The sequence below is a fragment of the Halorubrum laminariae genome (assembly GCF_024494655.1).
Classification (GTDB): Archaea; Halobacteriota; Halobacteria; order Halobacteriales; family Haloferacaceae; genus Halorubrum; species Halorubrum laminariae.
Genome location: NZ_JANHDL010000014.1, coordinates 67,098 through 88,031, shown reverse-complemented (window position 1 = coordinate 88,031; position 20,934 = coordinate 67,098). Strand labels below are relative to the sequence as shown.

Annotated in this window: 11 protein-coding genes and 4 pseudogenes; 8 read left to right on the top strand and 7 right to left on the bottom strand. The window is 57.9% G+C overall.

Annotation, left to right across the window (positions count from 1 at the left end; translation table 11 throughout):
• Nucleotides 1–1,067: RNA-guided endonuclease InsQ/TnpB family protein (locus NO887_RS16590; RefSeq protein ID WP_256419321.1), on the top strand; the 1,067-nt coding region annotated here is incomplete at its 5' end.
• A 132-nt stretch (nt 1,068–1,199) separates the two neighbouring features.
• On the opposite strand, the gene NO887_RS16585 is transcribed toward NO887_RS16590, so the two are convergent.
• Nucleotides 1,200–1,613 (bottom strand): MarR family transcriptional regulator, encoded by a 414-nt coding sequence (locus NO887_RS16585; protein ID WP_256419320.1) that lies wholly within the window; start codon nt 1,611–1,613, stop codon nt 1,200–1,202.
• A gap of 129 nt (nt 1,614–1,742) precedes the next feature.
• On the opposite strand from NO887_RS16585, the gene NO887_RS16580 reads away from it, so the two are divergent.
• A complete protein-coding gene (locus NO887_RS16580; RefSeq protein ID WP_256419319.1) occupies nt 1,743–2,291 on the top strand; it encodes a DUF8170 family protein in 549 nt (182 codons plus the stop codon).
• 78 nt (nt 2,292–2,369) lie between these two features.
• On the opposite strand, the gene NO887_RS16575 is transcribed toward NO887_RS16580, so the two are convergent.
• The 3 genes from NO887_RS16575 to NO887_RS16565 form a co-directional block, all read right to left on the bottom strand.
• Nucleotides 2,370–3,197, bottom strand: a complete 828-nt coding sequence (locus NO887_RS16575) for a hypothetical protein (RefSeq protein ID WP_256419318.1) — start codon at nt 3,195–3,197, stop codon at nt 2,370–2,372.
• A 111-nt stretch (nt 3,198–3,308) separates the two neighbouring features.
• Nucleotides 3,309–4,175 (bottom strand): M78 family metallopeptidase domain-containing protein, encoded by an 867-nt coding sequence (locus NO887_RS16570; protein ID WP_256419317.1) that lies wholly within the window; start codon nt 4,173–4,175, stop codon nt 3,309–3,311.
• A 464-nt stretch (nt 4,176–4,639) separates the two neighbouring features.
• Nucleotides 4,640–4,987 carry a DUF8013 domain-containing protein gene (locus NO887_RS16565; RefSeq protein WP_256419316.1) on the bottom strand — a complete coding sequence of 116 codons (348 nt, stop codon included), beginning with the start codon at nt 4,985–4,987 and terminating at the stop codon, nt 4,640–4,642.
• Between the two features lie 146 nt (nt 4,988–5,133).
• Here NO887_RS16565 and NO887_RS16560 point away from each other — a divergent pair.
• Nucleotides 5,134–5,823 (top strand): annotated as a pseudogene (locus NO887_RS16560) (ISH3 family transposase); the annotation flags it as partial.
• Here the strand turns inward: NO887_RS16560 and NO887_RS18705 are convergent.
• Nucleotides 5,810–6,010 (bottom strand): annotated as a pseudogene (locus tag NO887_RS18705) (DUF6788 family protein); the annotation flags it as partial. The pseudogenes NO887_RS16560 and NO887_RS18705 overlap by 14 nt on opposite strands.
• Nucleotides 6,011–6,538: 528 nt before the next feature.
• On the opposite strand from NO887_RS18705, the gene NO887_RS16555 reads away from it, so the two are divergent.
• Nucleotides 6,539–7,075, top strand: a complete 537-nt coding sequence (locus tag NO887_RS16555; RefSeq protein ID WP_256419315.1) for a metal-dependent hydrolase — start codon at nt 6,539–6,541, stop codon at nt 7,073–7,075.
• Nucleotides 7,076–7,594: 519 nt separating this feature from the next.
• Here the strand turns inward: NO887_RS16555 and NO887_RS16550 are convergent.
• Nucleotides 7,595–13,447: a CARDB domain-containing protein gene (locus NO887_RS16550; RefSeq protein WP_256419314.1), complete on the bottom strand. Its 5,853-nt coding sequence runs from the start codon at nt 13,445–13,447 to the stop codon at nt 7,595–7,597.
• A 1,396-nt stretch (nt 13,448–14,843) separates the two neighbouring features.
• Here NO887_RS16550 and NO887_RS16545 point away from each other — a divergent pair.
• Entirely contained in the window at nt 14,844–16,328 is a 1,485-nt protein-coding gene (locus NO887_RS16545; RefSeq protein WP_256419313.1) for a PGF-pre-PGF domain-containing protein, read from the top strand.
• A gap of 283 nt (nt 16,329–16,611) precedes the next feature.
• Nucleotides 16,612–17,718 (top strand): IS630 family transposase, encoded by a 1,107-nt coding sequence (locus NO887_RS16540; RefSeq protein ID WP_256419312.1) that lies wholly within the window; start codon nt 16,612–16,614, stop codon nt 17,716–17,718.
• A 53-nt stretch (nt 17,719–17,771) separates the two neighbouring features.
• Here NO887_RS16540 and NO887_RS16535 read toward each other — a convergent pair whose 3' ends face one another.
• Entirely contained in the window at nt 17,772–18,917 is a 1,146-nt protein-coding gene (locus NO887_RS16535) for a DUF1616 domain-containing protein (RefSeq protein ID WP_256419311.1), read from the bottom strand.
• Between the two features lie 311 nt (nt 18,918–19,228).
• Between NO887_RS16535 and NO887_RS16530 the strand changes: the two are divergent.
• Both NO887_RS16530 and NO887_RS16525 read left to right on the top strand, forming a co-directional pair.
• Nucleotides 19,229–20,056: pseudogene (locus NO887_RS16530) on the top strand (RNA-guided endonuclease InsQ/TnpB family protein); the annotation flags it as partial.
• A gap of 406 nt (nt 20,057–20,462) precedes the next feature.
• Nucleotides 20,463–20,897: pseudogene (locus NO887_RS16525) on the top strand (zinc ribbon domain-containing protein); the annotation flags it as partial.
• Between the last annotated feature and the right edge of the window lie 37 nt (nt 20,898–20,934).

The following is a 20,934-nucleotide window of genomic DNA, read 5'->3' as shown; positions in this document are numbered from 1 at the left end:
TCCAGAACGCCCGAAACAAAGCCGCCGACGCCGTACAGGGCGTCGTCGCCCGCTGGAAACAAGGTGAGTACGCGGGCAAACCACACTTCTCGAACCCGACCGCTGTGTACGACAAGCGGTGTGCGACCTTCCACGACGAGTACGTGTCGTTGGCGACCGTGGACGGACGCATCGAAATCGAGTACGTCCTGCCCGATCCAGAGCGGGACACACCCCACAGCCGGTATCTTGACAACGACGACTACGAAGTGACGGGTGCGGAACTCCACCACAAGAACGACGAGTGGTTCCTTCACCTCCGAACAAAGGCGGAGGTGGAGTCTGACACGCCGGAACAGGCGACGACCGGGCACCCAACGGTCCTCGGTGTTGACCTCGGCGTGAACCAACTCGCTGTCACTTCGACGGGCACGTTCTGGAGCGGCCACGAGTTCGACCACTGGCGACGAGAGTACGAAAAGCGACGTGGCGACCTCCAGCAGTGTGGAACTCGGCACGCTCACGAGAACATACAGGCAGTCGGGCGCAAAGAGACTGGTCGGTTCAAGATGATGCTCCACCGGATTGCGAACGGTATCATCGCAGAAGCCGCCGAGAACGGCTGTACGGTCATCGCGTTCGAGGAGTTGACTGGCATCCGCGACCGGCTCTCCGGTGCCTCGTGGGGACACAAGTGGGCCTTCGAGCGGTTGTACGAGTACGTCGAATACAAGGCCGAACTCCACGACATCGACGTAGCACAGGTAGACCCGGAGAACACGTCACGCCGTTGCTCACACTGTGGGTTCACACACCCGGACAACCGCGAGGACGAGGGCTTCGAGTGCCTGAAATGCGGCTACCAGAACCACGCCGACTACAACGCCGCGAAGAACATCGGATTGCGGTATCTCCGCCGGAACCAAACTGGGGACGGCGGAGGCGCACCCGTAGGCGTGCGCTTGAATCGCGGGACGCTGAACGCGAACGGAGAGTATGAACCTCCTGCCGGAGAGTCCGGCCAGAGCGGGAGTCCACGCGAAAGCCCCATCCTCAACGAAGCGAACGGCGAAGCCGTGAGCGAGTAGGGTGGGGTAGTTTACACTATGTTACATCGCGCTGAGAATCATCGAGTGCAATACTTTTGCCGAATCAACCACTCGAATAGCGCAAGTCGGATAGGATAGATAGGATCCTATTCCTTGGTACCTGCGGACGGGTTACGGATCGTCGGCACGTGGCGCGTTCTCGTATTTGACCATCTTCTCCGGCTTATCGGAGATTGTCTCGTAGATCCGCTGCAGTGTCTCCTCAGCTGCGAGCAGGTTGTGTTCATCGAGGAATTCTCGACCCTCCTCGGTGAGACCGTAGAACTTCCAGGGGTAGCCCTGCCGACGCTCGTCGTCATCCAGGGTGAACTCCTTGACGATGCCGGCGTCGATCAGTTTCTGAATGTGCTTGTAGACGGTGGCCTCGCTAACGCTGGGATTGAGTTCCTCGAGCTCGTACATCGAGGGGAGCTGCTCGGGGTGCTGGAGGATGTTGGTGACGAGCGCGAATCGCGTCTGCTGGGTGACGAAGTGGACGAGTTCCCGCGTTTCCATCTCATCGGCAGCCCCGAGGTTGGTGCTCATGCGTCTCGCTACGTGGTGGCAAGACAAGTAGTTTACCCTTGAGTAAATCACCCTGTAGTAAGACGAACGCTAATTGAATAGGTGATTTACTCCGTAAATCATATCTCTACCCTGCGAGAGGAATGCGGTATGACCGACGAGGAGTCAACTGTCCCCGACGAGATACTCACGAGTGCCAAAGCCCAACTCGACGAGGAGGAAATTTCGCTGGCGGACAACGAGGAGATCCTTCACGCGCTGAGTGAGTTGACGCCCGTGTACGAAAACGACCGATCGTATTTCGTGCTCGGGAACTATGACCGGGAACCGATTCGCCGACTGAATCTCGTGGTTGATCGCTTGAATCGCCGGACGGATGCGTACGCGTTCCGGATGGTCGACATCCGCGGCGAGTGGGACAACAGCATCCAGAAGTTCTGCCTGATCGCCAATATCGTCACTTCTCTCGTCGGTGTCGCCGAGACGGAACCAAGTGACTTTCTCGTCGAACAGGGCCTCCTCGTAGGGACAGTCGAATACTTCGCGAAGAGTCACGTCCTCAAACGAGACTACGAGGACGAAGACCAGCTGTTCGGCTGGATGCAAGACGGCGTCTTCGAACTGTTTGACCAGAAGGGGCGACTCTATCGCTGGCAGACCGAGGAAGAGCTCGTCGACGCGACCGGCGAACTGCCGTAATCACACCTGGAACCACCGACGAACCCAGGTGTTAACCTAACCACCGAAACCCAGATTGACCTCTCCTCTTCTGGGCACTCACGCCTGGGTCGAACCGGTTGGGAGTCGGCCGTCTGGGCGGGGAACCCGTCCTTGCTTGATCTCGTGATCCACTCGCCGGATGTGTTTACAGCCCCCCTCGGGCGATCGCTGCTGCCAGTCCGGACAGGTACACGACTCGCTGATCACGTCGACGTCGTATCGGTTTCCGGACGCTGACCGGACTTCGTAGCGACCGCCTTTTTTGAGCAGTGAGACCGCCATCGTTTCGTCGACGGCGCGTCGGGTTCGCGGTTCGAGGTCCGCACGCTGGCTTGAGTCCTCCGTGACGACCATTCGGTCGCGAACGTCGCCTGTTCGGCCACCGTCCGGCGCGACGGCGGCCTCGGGACCCTGGAGCCGATCTTGCAGGAGATCTTCGACCGGATGGCCTTCTGGCCAGCGGTAGTGGACTTCGCGGCGCTCGCGATGGTCGTAGGAGCCACAGGCCGCGGCGGTCCCAGCCCACACGCGCCACGCGCCCAGGGCGGCCATCACGTCGACGATCACTCGTGGAACAACCTCGTGCTCGTCGGGGTAGAAGATCCGGAAGCGAGTACACTCCTCTCGCGGTGGGATGTCGTCCCACCACTCGACATCGGGACCCCAGCTGTCGAACATCGCGTCATCCTCTCCATATCCAACGGTCACGCCGTCGATTTCGGGAACGTCCGCAGGCGTCTCGACAGCCTCACCTTCGAGCAGCCGGAGGACAGCGTACCGCAGGTACTCGTGTGCTGGATCGTCCGTCGACCGGGCGATCTGGTCATGCTGTTGTGCAACTCGTTCCGCCTCGCCGAGGACAGCGGAGAGATACGTCTCACTCATGGTTCGTGGAGACTGAAATGCGCCTCCGCCCCTCGGCGGGCGCCGATAAAATTAACCAACGAAACACCGTCTTCCCAGTCGATTGTTGGTTAACGAGGGAGAATCGCGTGTTCAGCTCTCTTCAACCGTTCCGATGATCTCCTGGGCGGTCGAACTGATCCGGCCGAGACGCTCCTGAATACCCTCTGCCTCGTCGTCTTGCCACGCGGCAAGATAGAACGCTGACCCGCTCGTATCCAGGTCGAAATACCGTCCGACGATGTACGCAACGGCTTCGGCTTCGACCTCGCGTTTTGCGCGTTCGGTATCGTCGACGTCGAAATGGAGCAACGCGTGGGCGTACTCATGAATCAACGTGACCGCGAGATCGGCCTGATTCGAGCGGGCTTTCGCTTCGATGACGGGCTGGCACTCGTGGCAATTCCGATGTTTGCAGACGCCTTTCGCGTCGCCATGGTCCCAGTCGGTAGCGTCGACGATACGCACGTCGACATCGAGATCGTCCGCCGCATCGAGGAGCGCGGGCACCAGGTCGTCGGCATCACCAGTTGCCTCGCTTTCCAGTTCGGGGAGCGGTTCGCCCTCGGTCTGGGACACGTCGAAGACTGCCGTTGGCTTGAAGCCGACAAGCCCTTTCGACCAATCCTCGGGTGGTGTCTCGTCGTACTCACAGTCGCTTTGTTCGTGGTAGCTGGGCGAATTCTCACACTCGGGGCACTGTTTGGTGATGATGGGTGCCCAGATCCAGATGGCCTGTTCGCCTTCCTGGACGTGGCGGTCGAAGTCGTTTCGCCAGGTGTTGTAGCCCGCGACCTTCGTTGCCTCGGGACACTGGAGGTTGATCAGCAGCGTGTTTCGGTGGGAGTAGTCGTGGAACCTAGACTGGACATCGAGCCACTCCTGGAACTGCTGGCTCGTTTTCGCCTCGTCGACGTCTGTGACGAGGTCGTCGATCCAGGCTTCGATGGTACTGTGCATCTCGTCGTTCCGTGTGTCGGTCTCTTCGAACGAGGCCGACGTGTCACTGGTCGAGCCATGATTTGCAGGAATTCGAGGTACGGCCACTGCATCAGTTCAGGACGCGCCGCACCCCTCGGGGGCGCACAATAAACGACGGCGCGGCTGCGGGGTTTACATCGGGGTTGCTATCGAGGGATGGAATTTAACACCGCGTACGTCACTACTGCCAAATAGATGGGTCTCGTCGAGGTACTTCGTGGGGTCGTTGGCCCTCGAACGGCCACCACGTCCACTCTGTATGAGTGCCGGCACTGCGGAACGACTCTCTCCGAGGACACCGAAACGTGTCCCACCTGTGGTGGAGGAGACGTCGCCTGCTACCAGCTCTAAGTGACTCTCGCTCCGTCTGCACCACTCACTGTCGTCAGCGCTTCTATCGGGTATTGTCCGGTTGGGTACCCCACGGTGTGAATGGGGACTGCTTACCGGAGCGATTTCGTCTCGTCAGCGAAGCCGACCGTGACGAGATACTCGAGGAACGCGTCGAACTGGTCCACATCGCTCGGCGTGTCTGTCGCGAGGTGTCGCACCCACTCGACCGCCCACTGAAACGCGGGGTCAGTCCCGCCTTTGCCGTGGATATACCACCAGCGAGCCGCCTTCAGGACGACGAGCGGATTCGTCGGCGGTTGCTCGCTCGCGAGTCCACGCGTGATCGACCGGATTTCCTCGGGTACCTCAGCGGGGTCGACCTTGCCTGATTGGGTGTTCGATACGTCGACTGGAATGTCGTCGATCGAGACGTCGTTCGGTCGCTGTTGTTGACTCACGGAAAATCACACTCTCCGAGGACTCTCCGGATCGAGCCCTCGCCCTCTCTGGAGGGCGCGAAAAACAGCTCGCTGCGTCACGGCGGCGGGAGGTAGACGCTCTGCTCGCCGGCGATCTCCTCGAGGTTGTTTCGATGGCGATGGGTCCTCTCCGAGACGGCGATACCGCCAGCAGTGTCCTCGCTGAGTTCTTCGGTGTCCTCGACGGCCTTGACACCGGGGTCAAGGCCGTCTACCTTGATCGCGGATTCTACGACAGCAAGTGTCTCACGCAGCTTCAGGCGCACAATTACGCGTACGTGATCCCGATCATCTGGTGGGGTGAGACGATTCAGCAAGAGCTCTCGGAAGGGTGGAGTCGCGTCATTCAGCATGATCTGACGGGGAAACTCGACGGTCACAGCTGGACCGTCGAGTTTCCCGTCTACATCGACTGTACGTACCTGAACGGGAAGTATGACGAGAACGGGGTGGCGCGTCACGGCTACGCCGCTAACGCGCCGTTCATCGACCCACCACGAGACGCTCGATACCACTACAGCAAGCGGTTCGGTATCGAATCGAGCTACCGGTTGTTTGAGCAAGCGATAGCGACGACAACAACACGAGATCCAACGGTACGACTGCTATACGTTGTGGTGAGTCTCCTCTTACAGAACGTCTGGCGGTACCTTCACTACGAGTATGCGGCGACGCCCCGCCGAGGTGGGCGTCGCCTCTGGTGGTGGCCGTACAAGGAGTTCATCAATATGATTCGACGAGCTGCGTGGACGGCTCTCGCGGTGCGTCGGGCCGTCCCCGCAAATCGGCCACCTGACGACCGATACCACCGCTAACCGCTAACCACCGCTCATCGATGGGCTCAGCAGTCTTGGGAAGTTCATCGGCATCGAGTGACTGGTCACGATACTCAATGAGTGCCTCGACGTAGTTCTGTATCTCATGGAGTGTCTCCGTGTCCTGCTTTGGGAGTCCCTCCGCGAGATACTTCGGGAGCGAGGTTGGTGGTGACGGCTGCTCCATATCTTATGTAACAATTGGAGCCACTTCAGCGCTCGGATGATACATAAGGTATTGAACCATCTCTACCAACTGTGAGCTCTTCAGCGATCACTCGAGATCGTAGGCCGCGATCTCGTGAGAGTCACACTGTGGACATTCTTCGATGTCCTCCTCTGCGCTGTATCCACTTGAGGTCTACTCGGCGGTATTCGAAGCACTTGACCAGCGCATTAACTCGCTCTGGTGAGCAAAAATACCAAAAAGAATTTGTATATCTGTTATGGAATTATGATGAGGACTGCTAGTCCTCAAGAAGCCCCTGAAGTGCTGTCTGGCTCGCTGTAGCGAGATCCCCCCATCAGTTCTCCTCCTACAGCGGGCTACAAAAGTTTCAGAGAGGGCTCGCTCTATCCACGGTTCAGAGACGAGTAGCTCGAGTGCCTCGTGGCTTACCTCACGGCGGTTCACCCGTAGGCGTAATTAACACACCGTTGCAACGAAATGTCTTTTCGTGTGAGCTATATGTTACAACAAAGAATCATGTAGTAGATGCTACCTTGGGGACACGCTGCATTTGGATATCTGTTGTATTCGCTGTACACCCGGCAGCGGCTTGGACGTCCACCGATTGGACTGTCGGTGTTTGCCGTGGGCTTTGGTACGCAATTTCCGGACTTGATCGATAAGCCCCTGACTTGGACTGTTCCGTTACTACCGTACGGACGAAGCCTCGCGCATTCATTATTCACAGTCACCGTACTCTGTGCTGTACTGTGGATAATCGTTGAGCATCGTGATCAGCGAGCACTCGTGATTGCATTTGCAGTGGGGTATCTTTCACATCTTGTTGGTGATATGATTGGGCCGCTCGTATCGCGTGATTTCCTTGCGCTTGGCTACTTGTTCTGGCCAGTGACTGCAGTTCCAGAAGGTGGCACGCAGAGTTTTCTTACCTTCTTCTTGACGCTGGAGATGACGCCACTGATGGTGTTTGAGATTGTTCTGACTGTCCTTGGAGCTGGCGTATGGATGTACGATGGACTCCCCGGGATCAAAGATCTGTATGAGGAGCAAATCGATAGCTGATCTAGACAGTTGATGTTTTCTCACCGCAAACAACAGTCCCGAAACTCACCCTCGTGAGCGCTGGCAGCAGGGTCCACGTCTGTTGACCATTCCTTCGCTGGGACACCCTTGTCACGCTGAGTCGCAGTGGTGTCACATTATCTCTATCTCGTGGTGAGGCATCGCATTCGCTGCGATAGTTCGGACTGGCGGCGTCGTCCTTGGAGTCGCGATCCCCCATCGGTGAACGTGAACCGTGGATGCGATCGGCTCTGGAGCAGATCGGTCCCCGGCGACGCGCCCAGCCGATCAGCGACAAGTGTGTTCAGCGGCTCGACAAATCGACCTGTCCGTCGCCGAGGCGGGCGAGCTCACCAAAATCTAGTCTGCTGGCCGGTGTGACCCCTACACAACGGTGATCGTGAAGCACCTCTGGGTCAAGCTCGGGGCCGCCTTGCTTATCCTCTCTGTGGGGACTCGATGTGATACTACACCACACACAAAAATCCGACACTCCCTCTTGAAGGTGGAACTGCCGGCTTACCGCTCTGTACGCCGGCTAGCGAGCAGCGCAGCGGCGATCACTGCAAGCAGTGCAATAACCACACCGAAGCCGGGAATCCCGTCTTCGGACGTGTCTGTGTCACCGCCATCACCACCATCAGCGCCTCCGGTGCCACCATCGGTTGCCTGCTCAACGGTCACCGTTGTCGTTGCCGTGTCTGTGTTACCGGCATCGTTCGTCACGGTGAGCTCAGCGGTGTACTCGCCGGGCTCGTCGAGCGTTACGCTCGCTGTTTCACCGGAGAGTGACTGTCCGTCAATCGACCAGTCGTAGCTGACGAGTTCACCGAACTGATCTGTCGACTCAGATCCATCCAGTTCGAGCGTTTCACCGGCTGTCACCGGACTCGGGGTTGCCGAAGCGGTTGCCTCGGGTTGGCCGATAGCACTCACGGCGAACACCGAGAAGCCGGGCGTCGTGGCTTCAATTTCAACGCCCGTCTCGGTCTCCTCCACGCTCGTCGACTCAAGTGTGTCCCACCCATCATCAGTGAGCCGCACTGCGACAAGCTCGTCGGCGCTGGCACCAACTGTCTCAAGCCGCTCTGACGAGACGCGGAACTGGATCGATGCCGACTGCTCCGTCATATCATCGGGCACCACGATTTCTTGGACTGTCACCGCGCCACCTGGCGGATTAACGTCACTGGCATCCGGATCGATATCCGACACAGTCACCTCACTAATCTGGTCTGTCGTATCGAAGCGGATCGAGCCCACGTTGTTGACATCCTCGAAGGTCCCCACACGCTGGTTCGCCGTCAGATCGAGTGTGGGCCGCACCGTCTCAGATGCTGTCGCATCGAGGCTCAGCGAGTCGGATGGGGATGATCCGAAGCCCCCGCCACCACCGCCACCGCCGCCACCGCCGCCACCGTCGCCACCATCACTCGGTGGGGTATCGTCATCAGTCTCGTCACCCTCGTCTGCGGCAGCTTCGACAGTCACGTCGACTGTGTTCCGCACTGTTTCGCCGTTGGCAGTGTACGTGCCCTCGATGGTCGCTGTGCCAGCTGCCTCAGCGGTAAGTGTGTTGCCGCTGACGGTGGCGACAGTCGTATTATCACTCGTGAACGTTGTGTCAGCGGTAGCATCCACGCTGGAGTCGTCAGTCAGTCCAGCCGTGGCCGAGACGGTCGCTGTCTCATTCACGGTCAGCGTGTTGTCCGACACCTCATCAACACTCACTGACAGCGTTGTGGGTGCTGCTGGACCAACAGTGACTGCGAGTGTCTTTGTAACCAAGTCACTCCCAGTGTCGTCTACAAGGGCGACGGTGACATCACCGCTTGCTTCGGTATCCGTGTCCCACGAGAGCGTGGGCGTTTCAGTACTGTTTGCCCCAACGTCCACGTCGGTGGTGTCAACGACATCACCGTTGATGTCACGCAGCTCAGCAGTCACCGTACCGGGACTATCGCCGACATTGTCCACTGGTGCGTCAACAGAGAGTGTCTCACCGAGTGCCACTGCCATACTCGGAGCAGACAGGTCTCCAAGCGCGAACTCGGCCGGGTCGTCGACCGCGACCGAATCGTCGCTCATCGTATCGTCTAGGCTCGCGACGGTGAGCGCGATCTCTTCGCCGTCGGTTACGTCCGTGTTGTCCGAGAGCGAGACGGTACCCGACTCGCTCGTGTTCAGCCCGAGATCCTGACTGTCGACGACGGTACCGTCACCGCGGCGGAGTTCGATCCGCTGACGGTCCGCTCCTGTCCCGTTGTTCACAATCGTCGGTTCGATCGTGAAGCTTTCGTCGCGAACGACGGAGCTCGGAAGGTCGCTGTCGTCGACGGTGAACGTCGATTCGGGGCGGGTATCGAGCGGGTCGCCGTCGTCGACGACACTGCGCGCGACCCAGTCGGATCCCTCGACGGGTGCGCCGCCACCCCACCAGTTGTCGGTGGCGTCGACGAAGCTGTCGTCGGAGAAGACGCTCACGCTGTTGGATTCGAGCACGCTGTCGTCGATCGTCACGCTCGGATTCTCGTCGATATCACTCGCGTTCGCGTTCTCGGAGACGTCACCGGGAACCTCCGTCACGCGGATCCCGTAGTCGGCGCTGTTCCGCACCGTCGCGCCCTCGACCACGGTTTCCGCGGAGAGCAGTTCGATCCCGGTCCCCGAACTGAGAACCTCCGCACCGGCGATCTCGTTCTCGCCGCTCTCGACGAGGATCCCGGTGTCGCTCGCGCCGGTCACGCGCGCGAAGTCCACGGCGGTTCCGTTGTCGCCCGCAAGTCGGATCCCGACATCGGTGTCGGAGACCTCGACGCCGGTCAGCGCGTTCGATCCGGCGGTCTCGTCGATACCGGTCGACCAGTTCGTCGCTCGAACCGACGTGAGCGTCGCGTCGTCGGCGTCGACCTCGACCGCCGTGCCGTTACCGTCTCCCTCGAAGGTCAGGCCGTCGAGAGTGACGTCTTCGCCAACGATCTGCATCGCGGTTTCGTCGTCTCGGCTCGGCTGACGGATCACCGGCGCGTCGACCGGACTGTCGGCCTCAACGGTGACGCCCTCGGGAATCTCGATCGTGTTCCGGGCCTGATACTCGCCCGGTCGGACGGTCACTGTGTCCGCGGTGTCGTCCGCTTCTGCGGCATCGACGCCGCTCGCGACGCCTTCGAAGTCGACGGCCGCCGTCCGAGCGACCGTGTCGTCCGCGAACTCGTCGTTACCGAAGCCGACTGTCACCTCGCGATCGAACGTCCCCGCGAGTGGTTCGGCGGGCGGTGCGACCGAAAGTTCGACCGTAGCCTCCGCGCCGGATGCGAGCGAATCGCCCTCGGCGACCGAATCGGAGGTGTTGAGCGCGACTGAATCGTTGGCGACCGCGCCGTCCTCGTAGTCGAGGGTGACCGTCTCGTTGCCGTCGAGCGGCTGGTCACCGGCGTTCCGGACGGTGACGGTCGCGGTCAGCGGCTCTTCCTGCGTCGCGGTCTCGTCGACGGCAACGTCGACGAGTTCCGGCGTCGCCGGGTCCGGCTCGGTGACGGTGAGCGTCCCGTTGTCCGTCTGGTTCACAGTTCCGATCTCGTAGGTCACGTCTGTCGACTCCTCGTCGTCCAGGTCGAGGCCGAGTTCGCTTACGTCGAACCCGAAGGAGACCTCGGTCGAGTCGCCGTTTCCGTCGAGTTGGATGTCCTCGTTCGTCTCCGACACCGCGTCGCCCGCGGTGAAGGTGACGTTCTGTGTGCCTTCGATGTCGCCGATGTTCGTCACGGTGGCGTTCACCGTCACGTTCGCGTCGGAGGTATTGAGCACCTCGTCGGCGCTGGCTTCGAGCCCGTCGACGCGGAAGAGCGCGTCGTCCGGCACGGGCTGAACCGTCACGTCGCGGTCGACGCGGTCCTCGGGCGTGACGACGGCTACCGCGGCGGTCTCGGTCTCGCCGTCGGCCACGGTCCGGTCGACTTCGCCCGTCAGCTCGACCGTCTCGGTCGCACCGCCCGCGACATCGACGGTCGTCGTGTTCGCGAGGGTTCCGTCGACCGAGAGTCGCACGCGTCGGGATTCGAGATCGCCGTCGCCGACGTTCTCGGCCGCGACGGTGACCGTGACGTTCTCGTCGGCCGTCACCGGATCGGTGACGGAGCGAACGGAGAGGTCGAGTTCACCCGGCTCGCCGACCGCGACCGTCGCTTCTGCCGAGTCGTCGTCGGTCACGGCGACCAGTTCGAGGTCGCCGGCGGTCTCCGGAGATACCTCGAACGTCTCCGTGGTCTGTTCGCCCTCCGCGAGTTCGATGCCGGTCGCGTTCGCGATCTCTTCGCCGTCGGCCAGCAGCCGGACATCGGTGGTGTTGCCGGCGAGGCCGCCGTCGTTCGTGACGGTGACTGCGGTGGTCACCGTGTCACCGGCGATCGCCGTCTCGTCGACCGTCAGGTCCGCTTCGAACTCGGCGTTCGCGCGGACATCGACGGAGTTAGTCGCCTCGTCGTCCGTCGTGGAGACGGCAACGTCGCTCGCCGATCCCGCGTCGGTCGATGTCGTCGTGTACGTGACCGTCTCTGTCGTCTCCTCGTCGCTAGGGATGTTCACGTCGGTCGTCTCCAGCGTTCTGTCGCCGAACTCGACCGTCACCGGCTTCTCGGCGTCGACGCCGCCGGTGTTCTCGATCGTCGCTTCGATCTCGACCTCGTCACCTTGGTCGACCGACGACGGAACGGTCACGTCGTTCACGGAGAAGTTTGCGGGCTGACCGATCGCGACGCGGTCGGTGTCGGCAGTCGTCTCTCCGGTCGCGTCGTTTGCGGCCTGCGCTTCGAGGAGGTACTCGCCCTGCTCGAAGTCGCTGGCGTTGATCGAGAAGTTGCCTCCATCGGTGACGACATTAGTGGACTCGTCCGAATTGAGCGAATCAAACTCGATAATGTCCTGTTCGGTGCCGTTGAAGAACACCGAGACGTTGCCGGACGCCGACTGCTCACCGAGGTTTTCGACCGAAATCGTCGGCGCGAACTCCTCGTCGCTCAGATCGTCGCTAACGTTCGTGGCCTCGTCGATCGACACCGCGAACTCGGCCTGCGGCGTGACATCCAGCGTCGTCTCGTCCGAGGTGTCCGGTTCCTCGGCGTCGTCGCGCTCAGCAGTCGCGTCGATCGTCACTTCGGGTGCATCGCCAAGTTCGACCTCAAAGGTTTCGTTGATCTCCGTTGTGTCTGATAGATCGGAGATATCGGCCGTAGCGAACTCTTCGCCGTCTTTTGTGAACATCACGGAGCCGCTTGTCGTCTCGCCCGGATTCTCAACAGTCGCGTCGACTTGGACGGGAACCGTCTCATCCTCGGCTGGTTCGTCCACCGACGACTGGTTCAGTTCGTCAATCGTCACATCGAGGAACGGACGGACCTCGTCGACATTGGCAGTGACCGTCTCCGAATCGTCGTCTTCGGCGGCAATCTCGTAGCTAAGTACGTTGCCCCCGTCGTCCTCGGTCGTTGTGGTGGACGGCTCGAAGTCTTGGCTCTCGCCTTCAGCGAGCGTGAACTCCTCGGATGCGATTTCGTTGCTCGCGTCTGCGGTGAGATTCACCGTGCGAGTAACCTCTGTCTCACCGACATTCGTGATCTCGGCGACGACAGAGATGTTCTGGCTGGCAACCGGATTGAGTATGGATTCGTCCTCAATCACATCAATCTCGAACTCGCCCAGTCGCAGGACTGAGATGGTCTGTGTCGCGATGTCGTCGTCGGTCGTCGCGGTGAGCGTCGTGTCGCCCGCGTCGGCTCCGGTGAGCGTGCGGTTGAACTCGATTGTGTTGTCTTCCTCTCCGTCGAGTTCGACCGCGCGGTCGACGAGCGTCTCGTCGCCAAAGGAGACGGAGACGTTCTGTTCATCTGTCACGCCACCAGTATTCTCAACGGTGACCGTTCCGTTGAGGTCGTCTTCTGTCGAATTGTACTGTTCACCCTCGCCACCGCTTGGCGCGGTCACACTAAGCGACACGTCGAAATCAGATGGGTCTTGCAGATCAACTGTAATCTCTTCAGACTGCGCATCTGTCTCGACGGTGAACGTTATCGAATCCCCGTCAGAATCGCTCGTCGGGACCGACAGGACCTCGACAGTTGATTCGTTGGCATCGAGCGACACATCGCGCGTCACACGCGGGTCGTCTTCGCCGGCTGCGGTCACTGCTATTTCATCAGTACCCCCGGCACCTGTATTTTCGATTGCGACTGGAATCTCTACTGAGTCGCCACGTGTTACTTGCTCATCGGCCTCAGAGATGTTGAACGTGAACGCGGGTTGAGTGCCCTGCTCAGTCAGTGTGATCTCTGTTCTGTTCGAGGACATCTTCGTCAACTGTCCATCCGCCATTGCCATATGAACAGCAACGTAGTCTCCCGATTCGAAAGATTCGAGCGTTTCGACTTCAACGGTGGTGGATGCGCTGGTCGTGTTAACCGCGGTCATTGAAGCGTTGACCACTGTATCGTCACCCCGGTTGGTTTCTGGCGCTGCGAATTCACCATCATTGGCGAGGAAGGTTACGACATCAGCTAGATCAAATACGCCCGCACGTTCATTACTCGACAGCGTTCGCCCAAATGCGGACACATCATCTTCAACGTTCTGTGACCCACTCACCTGCGCTATCGTATGGTTGATTGTGAAGTCGCCAGTTGTTGTCTCTGAGGTAACCTCATCTGGCGCAATGATTCTCACTTCCTCATCAGCAACCGCGGACTCATTCCATACTGCAACCACGTGCTCAACGCGGTCGGACTCGCTATCGACGTTGCCATCTACATTAAACTCAATTGTCTCACCAACCTCATATGTGTCGTCAACGGCCACGTCAGAGCTAGTCTGCTGAACTAATGCATTATCTACTCCGAGGATATTCACCTCGCCGTCAACGCTGATATTCTGATTGTCGACAACTACACCGCTTCCACTTTCTGTTTGCACAGCCATGAACACATAGCTGCCAGCCCCCCGATCTTCTTGGGAGAGGTCGTACTGGAATTCAGCACCCCCGCTCTCAACAGTCTCTGTGGATGCGTTTTCGAAAACAACGTTCTCATTGTCGGCCTCATTTCGGATGAACTCGCGCAACCCAGCAATATCGCCAGTAGACGGGAGCTCTGGATCCTCAGCGGACTCTGCTTTCACTGCAATCAGATGGACTGATTCACCATCAATCCCTGTTGTTTGTCCAACACGGCTCAAGTCAAAACCGATATCGAGAGTTGTATCTGGTTCATATACAACAAAATTACTATTGCCCGACTCACGCAAGAAGTTCTCCTCACCAGATGGTGATTGAGCAATAATATCTGGACTCTCAACAGACGTTGCGGTTCCAGCACTACTGCTCCGATCTAATCGAAGAGGTAACGCAGACCGATCCCATATGTCTACGCCCTCTGTGGTATTAACAAAATTCCCTGCTAGATCTGGGTTTGTCTGGGCTGTTACGTCCGTATCACCCAGTGATTCTGGTGTCGTTGCCACCGCGCTTCCTGTTGCACCTGCAACAGGAGTTAAGAGCATAATAATCGCCATTACGACGATTGTTACTCTATCAATTGACATGGATATGTGAGAATCATGTCGGAGTAGCTTAATTTCTTTGGTTGTGGCGACACAAACAGATAGACCAACTGTTACAGCCAGATCAACGACCATGAACTCAGCCCAAATCCAAATTGGTGGGCGTTGAAGAAGAGAGGAATCTGTCGAAAGGTTCAAGAACCAAATTGTCTTGCACATATATATGCCTCGTGTTCCCGTCATCGCTCTTCTTGTAGTGATTGCAGTCCTCACTGCATCACCTGTTGGTGCCCAAACGGATGGAGCGTATACTATCACTGTAGAGAATGCCGATATCGTCGAGACACCTGAGCGGACTGTTCAAGGCTACACAGTTAGTTCCCTTGCAGTTGTTCCACAAGGTGAAACGATTGAGGGGAGCGTATCTACAGATACAACCGAACCGTATCGACTTACACTGTATAATAGTGATCAACAGATTGAGGAAACTGTCGAGCTTAATGGGAGCGGCTCAGCAAGTTTGAGTACATCTGAGTTAGAACCCGGTGCATATGCCCTAACTGCTGGGGGACTTGATTCAGTCCAACCCGTTGTTCTTACTGCATACGAGACCACACTTTCGGTTCCATCCGAAACGGAACAGGGCAGTTCTGTTACTGCAGATATTCAATTCTCGGGAACGACACCCGAGCCAGCAACTGTACAAGCAGTCATTGCCAACGATGAGGTTGACGAAACAATTACTGCAGACAAAGACAGTGATGGGACGTATTCGGCGACTATTGATGCGTCATACGATCCCGGTGACTACCGAATGTATGCCGTTGCACGAAACGATGACACCGTCGAAAATGGACAATCTGGCCTAATTGCCGTCAGCAGCCAACAGACTCTCTCTATTACTGAATCTGAACAGAATGATGGCGGCGGTGGCGGCGGCGGTGGTGGTGGCGGTGGTGGTGGCGGTGCACCCAGTAGTGATTCGCCTGATCAGACAGCAGATGTAGATGACATTATTGATCAGCAATCTGCTGCCATCGAAACCGGCTCCGACGCGGCTGGCTCGCAGGTGGAATTTGAGTCTGGGTCGACAGTTGAATCAATCACGTTCACAGCTGATGACATCGAAGGAACAGTCAATGTCACGTCTACGGCATCAGTCCCCGACGACGTCGAGCCGTCCGAACAAACGGCACTGCAAATTTCAGAGATTAGCGTGCCAGATACGGCGAGAAATTCATCCGCTCAACTGCGCATGTCCGTGTCGGCAGACCGGCTCAACCAATCAAACGCCACCGCTGCTGACCTTCGTGTGACTCGATACTCGAATGGTACGTGGACGGCGCTTAACACCAGTGTGGTTGACGAGACTACTGCGCGTGTCACACTGGAGGCTACCACTCCCGGGTTCTCGTATTTTGCCGTGACCACTACAAGTGGATCTGATGCTGGCTCGACAGATGGGGATAACACGACAGATTCCTCTGACGGGGAATCGTCTGATACAGATGACGATACTCAATCGGATGATACCTCTGACGGGGAATCGTCTGATACAGATGACGATACCCAATTATCTGACACCGATAATACGACCGAGGATGGCGGTGATTCGACTGACACGAGTACACCAGGCTTTGGGCCAGTTGTCTCAATTGTTGGGTTACTCACGGCTTCGATAGCTCTCCTTCGACGCCGGAACCGGTGATGTCCTTCCTCGGCTGAGGACGGATGTACGGAATTCAAGGAGAAAGCCCGTTAGTGTGTTTTGTTGACTCGATGGTACGTGTTTAGCGGCGCGTCGAGGCGGTGTTTGTGCGGATAGTTGAGCAAGACGGTGTTGAGTCGAATCGCTGATGAAGCGTGATCGGAGAACTGAACGGAGGTTCTTCCGTCTCGGATAATGAGATCTGTGTCACTCTCTGAAGGCGGCGCACTCACCGTAATAGTGAGTCACAGAAGATTTAGGTGTACTCTGAGTTGGTGGAGTAATGACTGGACGGGAGACAGAGATCGTCCGTCACCTCAGTGAGGACGATCTCGACCGCTTGCTCACAGAAACTGATGACGAGAAGGTGAGCAAGCGGCTCACCTTCGTCAAACGGTTGTACAAGGGTGCAACACTCGAAGATGCAGCTGACGATGTCGGGATGTCTCAATCAACCGGGAGCCGCTGGGCTAAGCTCTGGAATAAAGGTGGTCTTGGACTCCTTACGCCGAGCTTCGGGGGCGGCCGGCCCCCGAAGCTCACCGAACAGCAGCGAGAGCGGCTTCTCACTCTGCTTGAAGAAGGTGAACCGTGGAAGAAACAGGAGATACAGCACCTCATCAACACTGAGTTCGATGTCGAGTTCCACCCGAACTACCTGCCACGGTTGTTGGATGATTTGGGCCTCTCGTACGCGATTCCGCGTACAGAGAGGCCCGATCGCCCGGACAACGCTTCCGAAATCCTCGACGAACGCGTTTCCGACGCGTTCGCCGAGGATGGACCAGACGACCCACACAACAAACACGAAGGAGACGACAGTGACGAGGAATGGACAGTTGACGATGATATCCGGACGGACGGCGGGACGACGGTCGGGTTTTTTGATATCTCGCACCCACAACCGTGGGACAATTCCCAGCGGCTCTACACAGTAACCGAACCGACGATCACCCGGCCGCTGGTAAAAATCGACACACCAGCGGCCGGGTTCTATGCACTCAACGGAGAGAGCGTGCTTCAATTTCCACCGAATCAAGAGAAAGAGCGGATTTTCGCGTGCTTTGAGGAGATACGCGAGCAGAATCCGGGCGAGCGGATTCTGCTCGTCTTGGACAACTTCTCATCACATATCTGTGCGCACACGCGGGAACGCGCCCACGAACTCGGGATCGACCTCATCTTTCTTCCAGTCGGCTCACCGCATCTGAACCCGATCGAGCCGGTCTGGAAGAGTCTCAAGTGGGAATCATCGCCGTTGATCGTGGAGGGCGCGGACGAATACCGCGCCCTCCTCGATAGAATCTTCACGAAACTGACCGACCAGTTGAGCTTCGCAAGCTCGTGGATAGAGAATCATCTCACCGGATTCATTCAGAAGTTACGTTAACCACTATTTAAGCCACCAGTATTCTCCTCGAATCTGTATAAAGCCTGTGATACTTAATTCGTCTCTTCCACATCGACCCAGAGATGGAGGTCGCGATACGCAGTCTCTGCTGTCGGTGATTCAGGAACTGCGTCATCGTATAATAGATATTTCACTCGGAGATTCTCGCCCGCTCGAGTTGGTTGGAGCGTATGTCGTTCGTGATGGGTCTCATTGTGTTCAACAGTCGTGCCGAAGCGATCCAGCTCTGTCCGGTCGACGACTGTGGTGTTGTTGCCCGCTGTGGTGACTTCTTGGAGTTGGACAACAACAGTATAGGCTGTGGTCTCATACTCATTATTCTCGATGCCAACAATCAGGTCGGCTGTCTCGCCGACGCTCATCGTCTCGGGATAGTTGTCTGCAACGAGATCGCCATCAGGACTCTCTGTAAGGAGATAAAACTCTGTGAACTGTTCTCCCTGTGGTGGCACTGCAACTGCGTAGCCAACACTGCCGACTGCAACCAGAATCGACAGAACAAGCACAACATTTAGCGCAGCGTCCATCTGGTCATCTGGGTCAAACAGCTCTGTTTTCGCAGTGGCGATCCATGTTCGATAGGGAACGGAGAACTGCTCGTCTTCCGGTAACTCCCACCGACGCTGCGCAGCAACGGCAACACATACGAGTGTAAATCCCGAAACAGTGATGATGATCGGAACCAGCCGAATCCCCCATGGGGTGAAATTCAAGACCAATCCAAGCAGGGGAACAATCGCAATTGACAGCCCAAATGAGAGTGCGACCCGTTCGATGCCATCAATCCCTGACCGGGAGCCCTCGCCGCCGCCATGTGCTTCCTCGCCATCAAGTGATCCAGTCGTATCGTCAGACACAGCCGCATCGGTTCCGGGAACCGGACGAGGTTTGTCGCGTTGACCTGTCTCGTCTGTTTCAGCTTGGTCTGGTGAGGAGGCTGGTTCTGTGGCTTGCGGAGGCGGTCCTGCTTCTGGAAATAGTGCGGCAACAAACGCGTATCCCGGTAAAAAGAGAACGAATGCAATCCCAAACACGACTCGCAGAGGTGTTTCGTTGATCACTGGCAGGAACACTGTCAGCAATGTGAGCAGCGTCAGACCGACAACTGCTGCGAGATCTGCCGGAAGTCGACGGACCGGGGAGGGGAGTATCAACCAGAGCCCCCGGCGATCAGCCATACGAACTCGAAATGGCAGCGGAGACAAAAACGACTCGGTCCGACTGGCCGTGAACCGCCTCGGGGGCAAGCCTCGAGGCACTCTGCCTTGAACTCTGTAGAACGGCACAGAGAGCCCACGGCTGCAACCGTGAACGGCTGTCAAAACGCCGGTTGGCACTTGCTGAGGACAAACTTAGCCTCAACTGACACGGTAGCGTGGAGTCCCCTTCCTCAAGGAACGAGCAAAGCGAGTGAGTAGGGAGGGGAGGAGCGCGTTCGTATAGGTTCCAAGCACGTGATTATAAGTATCCACATAATCACATTGAATTTGTGGCAGATGACTACGTGCGTCGGACGGCAATCACTCGTCTCGAAGTCACAGACGAGCAACGCGACCTCCTCGAAGACACTATTTCCGAGTGGAAGCGTGGTTGCCAACTCGCCACGGACATGGCCTGGGGCAAGTGCAACGCCAAAAGTGACATACAGCCCCTCGCCTACGACGATGTGCGCGAACAGACCGACCTCGGGAGTCAGCACGCGATTCTCGCCACCCACCAAGCCGCCCAAGCGATCACCGGCTGTATTGAATGCCGATCCAACGGAAAAACGGTGAGCAAGCCCACCTTCACCGCACCCACGGTGACGTACGATACCCGGACCATGACGCTGTTTGACAACGATACCGTATCGCTCTCCACCACGGAGAGTCGCGTTCGGTGTCCGCTTGCTCTGCCCGACGCCGACGACGGCTACCAACGGCAGTATCTTGACTCCGACGAGTGGAGCGTCACGGAAAGTACGCTCACCGCCCGCGGCGGCGAGTACTTCCTGCATATCGGCTTCCGCCGACCCAAGAACGATACTGAACGAAACACCGCCGAGGACGGAACGGTTCTCGGGATTGATCTCGGTATCGAAAACCTCGCCGTCACCAGTACCGCCTCGTTTGTCAGCGGGCGAGAATTAAGCCACAATCTCCGCGAGTTCGAGAAGGTGCGCGCCGGACTACAACAGGCCGGGACGCGAAGCGCCCACCGGACGCTCGAACCGTCGAGTGGCCGGGAACTCCGCTACGTCCGCGACGTGTTACACCGGGCGTCGAACGTGATAGTGGACGAGGCACTCCGGTACGAGTGCGACGTGATTGCGTTCGAAGGAGCGTGTCATAGAACTCTTCACACACTATAGTCAGTCTGATTACTATTATAGCGGATTATTAGCTTAGAACAACGTGCACCAAGTGCACGCAGTTTAAAATTAGTTAGAGAGCACCCTTTCGTTTCCGAATAATGATTTCTCGCACTCGTTCAACGTGATTCGTCTCGGATTGAACGAACGCTGTGAGAATGGCTTCGACGATCTCGGAACGGCTGATCCCGAGATCGTCACACTCAGCGACCAGTTTATCCACTTCTCGCACGATTTCTTCGTCAACAGCGACGCCGAACTTCTCTTTCGCCATAGCTAAAACAAGCTGAGAACAGCGTGCACCAAGTGTACGGCGATATCAATTCGTTAGAGCCGACTCAGAAAGCTATGAGAACTATTCTATGACACGCTCTTCGAAGACTTGACTCACATCCGCGATCGCACAGGCGCATCGTGGGGGCACAAGTGGGCGTTCCGAACGCTCTACGAGCAGGTGGAATACAAAGCCGAAGCGGTCGGCATCTCAGTGAAGCAAGTCGGTTCGGCGTACACGTCTACGCGCTGCGCCGAGTGTGGCTTTACTGCAGAGAAGAATCGCCCGACTCGCACCGACTTCCGGTGCGTGAAGTGTGAGTCAGAAGCGAACGCGGATTACAACGCGGCGAAGAACATCGGAATGCGGTATGTCCGTCGGGGCCAACAGTCGTCTCGGCGGACGGGCGACAGTCAGCTCGCCCTAAAGTCCGGAACAGTGACGCTGAGCGGCGGATTTACCGCCTACCCGGAAGGGTTTGAGGCCGAGTTCATGGACAAGCCCCTCCCTCCACGAGCGAACCCGTCAGGGTGAGCGAAGTAGGGTGGGGTAGTTGACTCTTGCACACAAT

What these genes read in the sequence shown, in the direction of transcription:
- NO887_RS16585 (WP_256419320.1), bottom strand. Translation starts at nt 1,613, where the DNA reads ATGAGCACCAACCTCGGGGCTGCCGATGAGATGGAAACGCGGGAACTC.
- NO887_RS16580 (WP_256419319.1), top strand. Translation starts at nt 1,743, where the DNA reads ATGACCGACGAGGAGTCAACTGTCCCCGACGAGATACTCACGAGTGCC.
- NO887_RS16575 (WP_256419318.1), bottom strand. Translation starts at nt 3,197, where the DNA reads ATGAGTGAGACGTATCTCTCCGCTGTCCTCGGCGAGGCGGAACGAGTT.
- NO887_RS16570 (WP_256419317.1), bottom strand. Translation starts at nt 4,175, where the DNA reads ATGCACAGTACCATCGAAGCCTGGATCGACGACCTCGTCACAGACGTC.
- NO887_RS16555 (WP_256419315.1), top strand. Translation starts at nt 6,539, where the DNA reads ATGCTACCTTGGGGACACGCTGCATTTGGATATCTGTTGTATTCGCTG.
- NO887_RS16550 (WP_256419314.1), bottom strand. Translation starts at nt 13,447, where the DNA reads ATGGCAATGGCGGATGGACAGTTGACGAAGATGTCCTCGAACAGAACA.
- NO887_RS16545 (WP_256419313.1), top strand. Translation starts at nt 14,844, where the DNA reads ATGCCTCGTGTTCCCGTCATCGCTCTTCTTGTAGTGATTGCAGTCCTC.
- NO887_RS16540 (WP_256419312.1), top strand. Translation starts at nt 16,612, where the DNA reads ATGACTGGACGGGAGACAGAGATCGTCCGTCACCTCAGTGAGGACGAT.
- NO887_RS16535 (WP_256419311.1), bottom strand. Translation starts at nt 18,917, where the DNA reads ATGGCTGATCGCCGGGGGCTCTGGTTGATACTCCCCTCCCCGGTCCGT.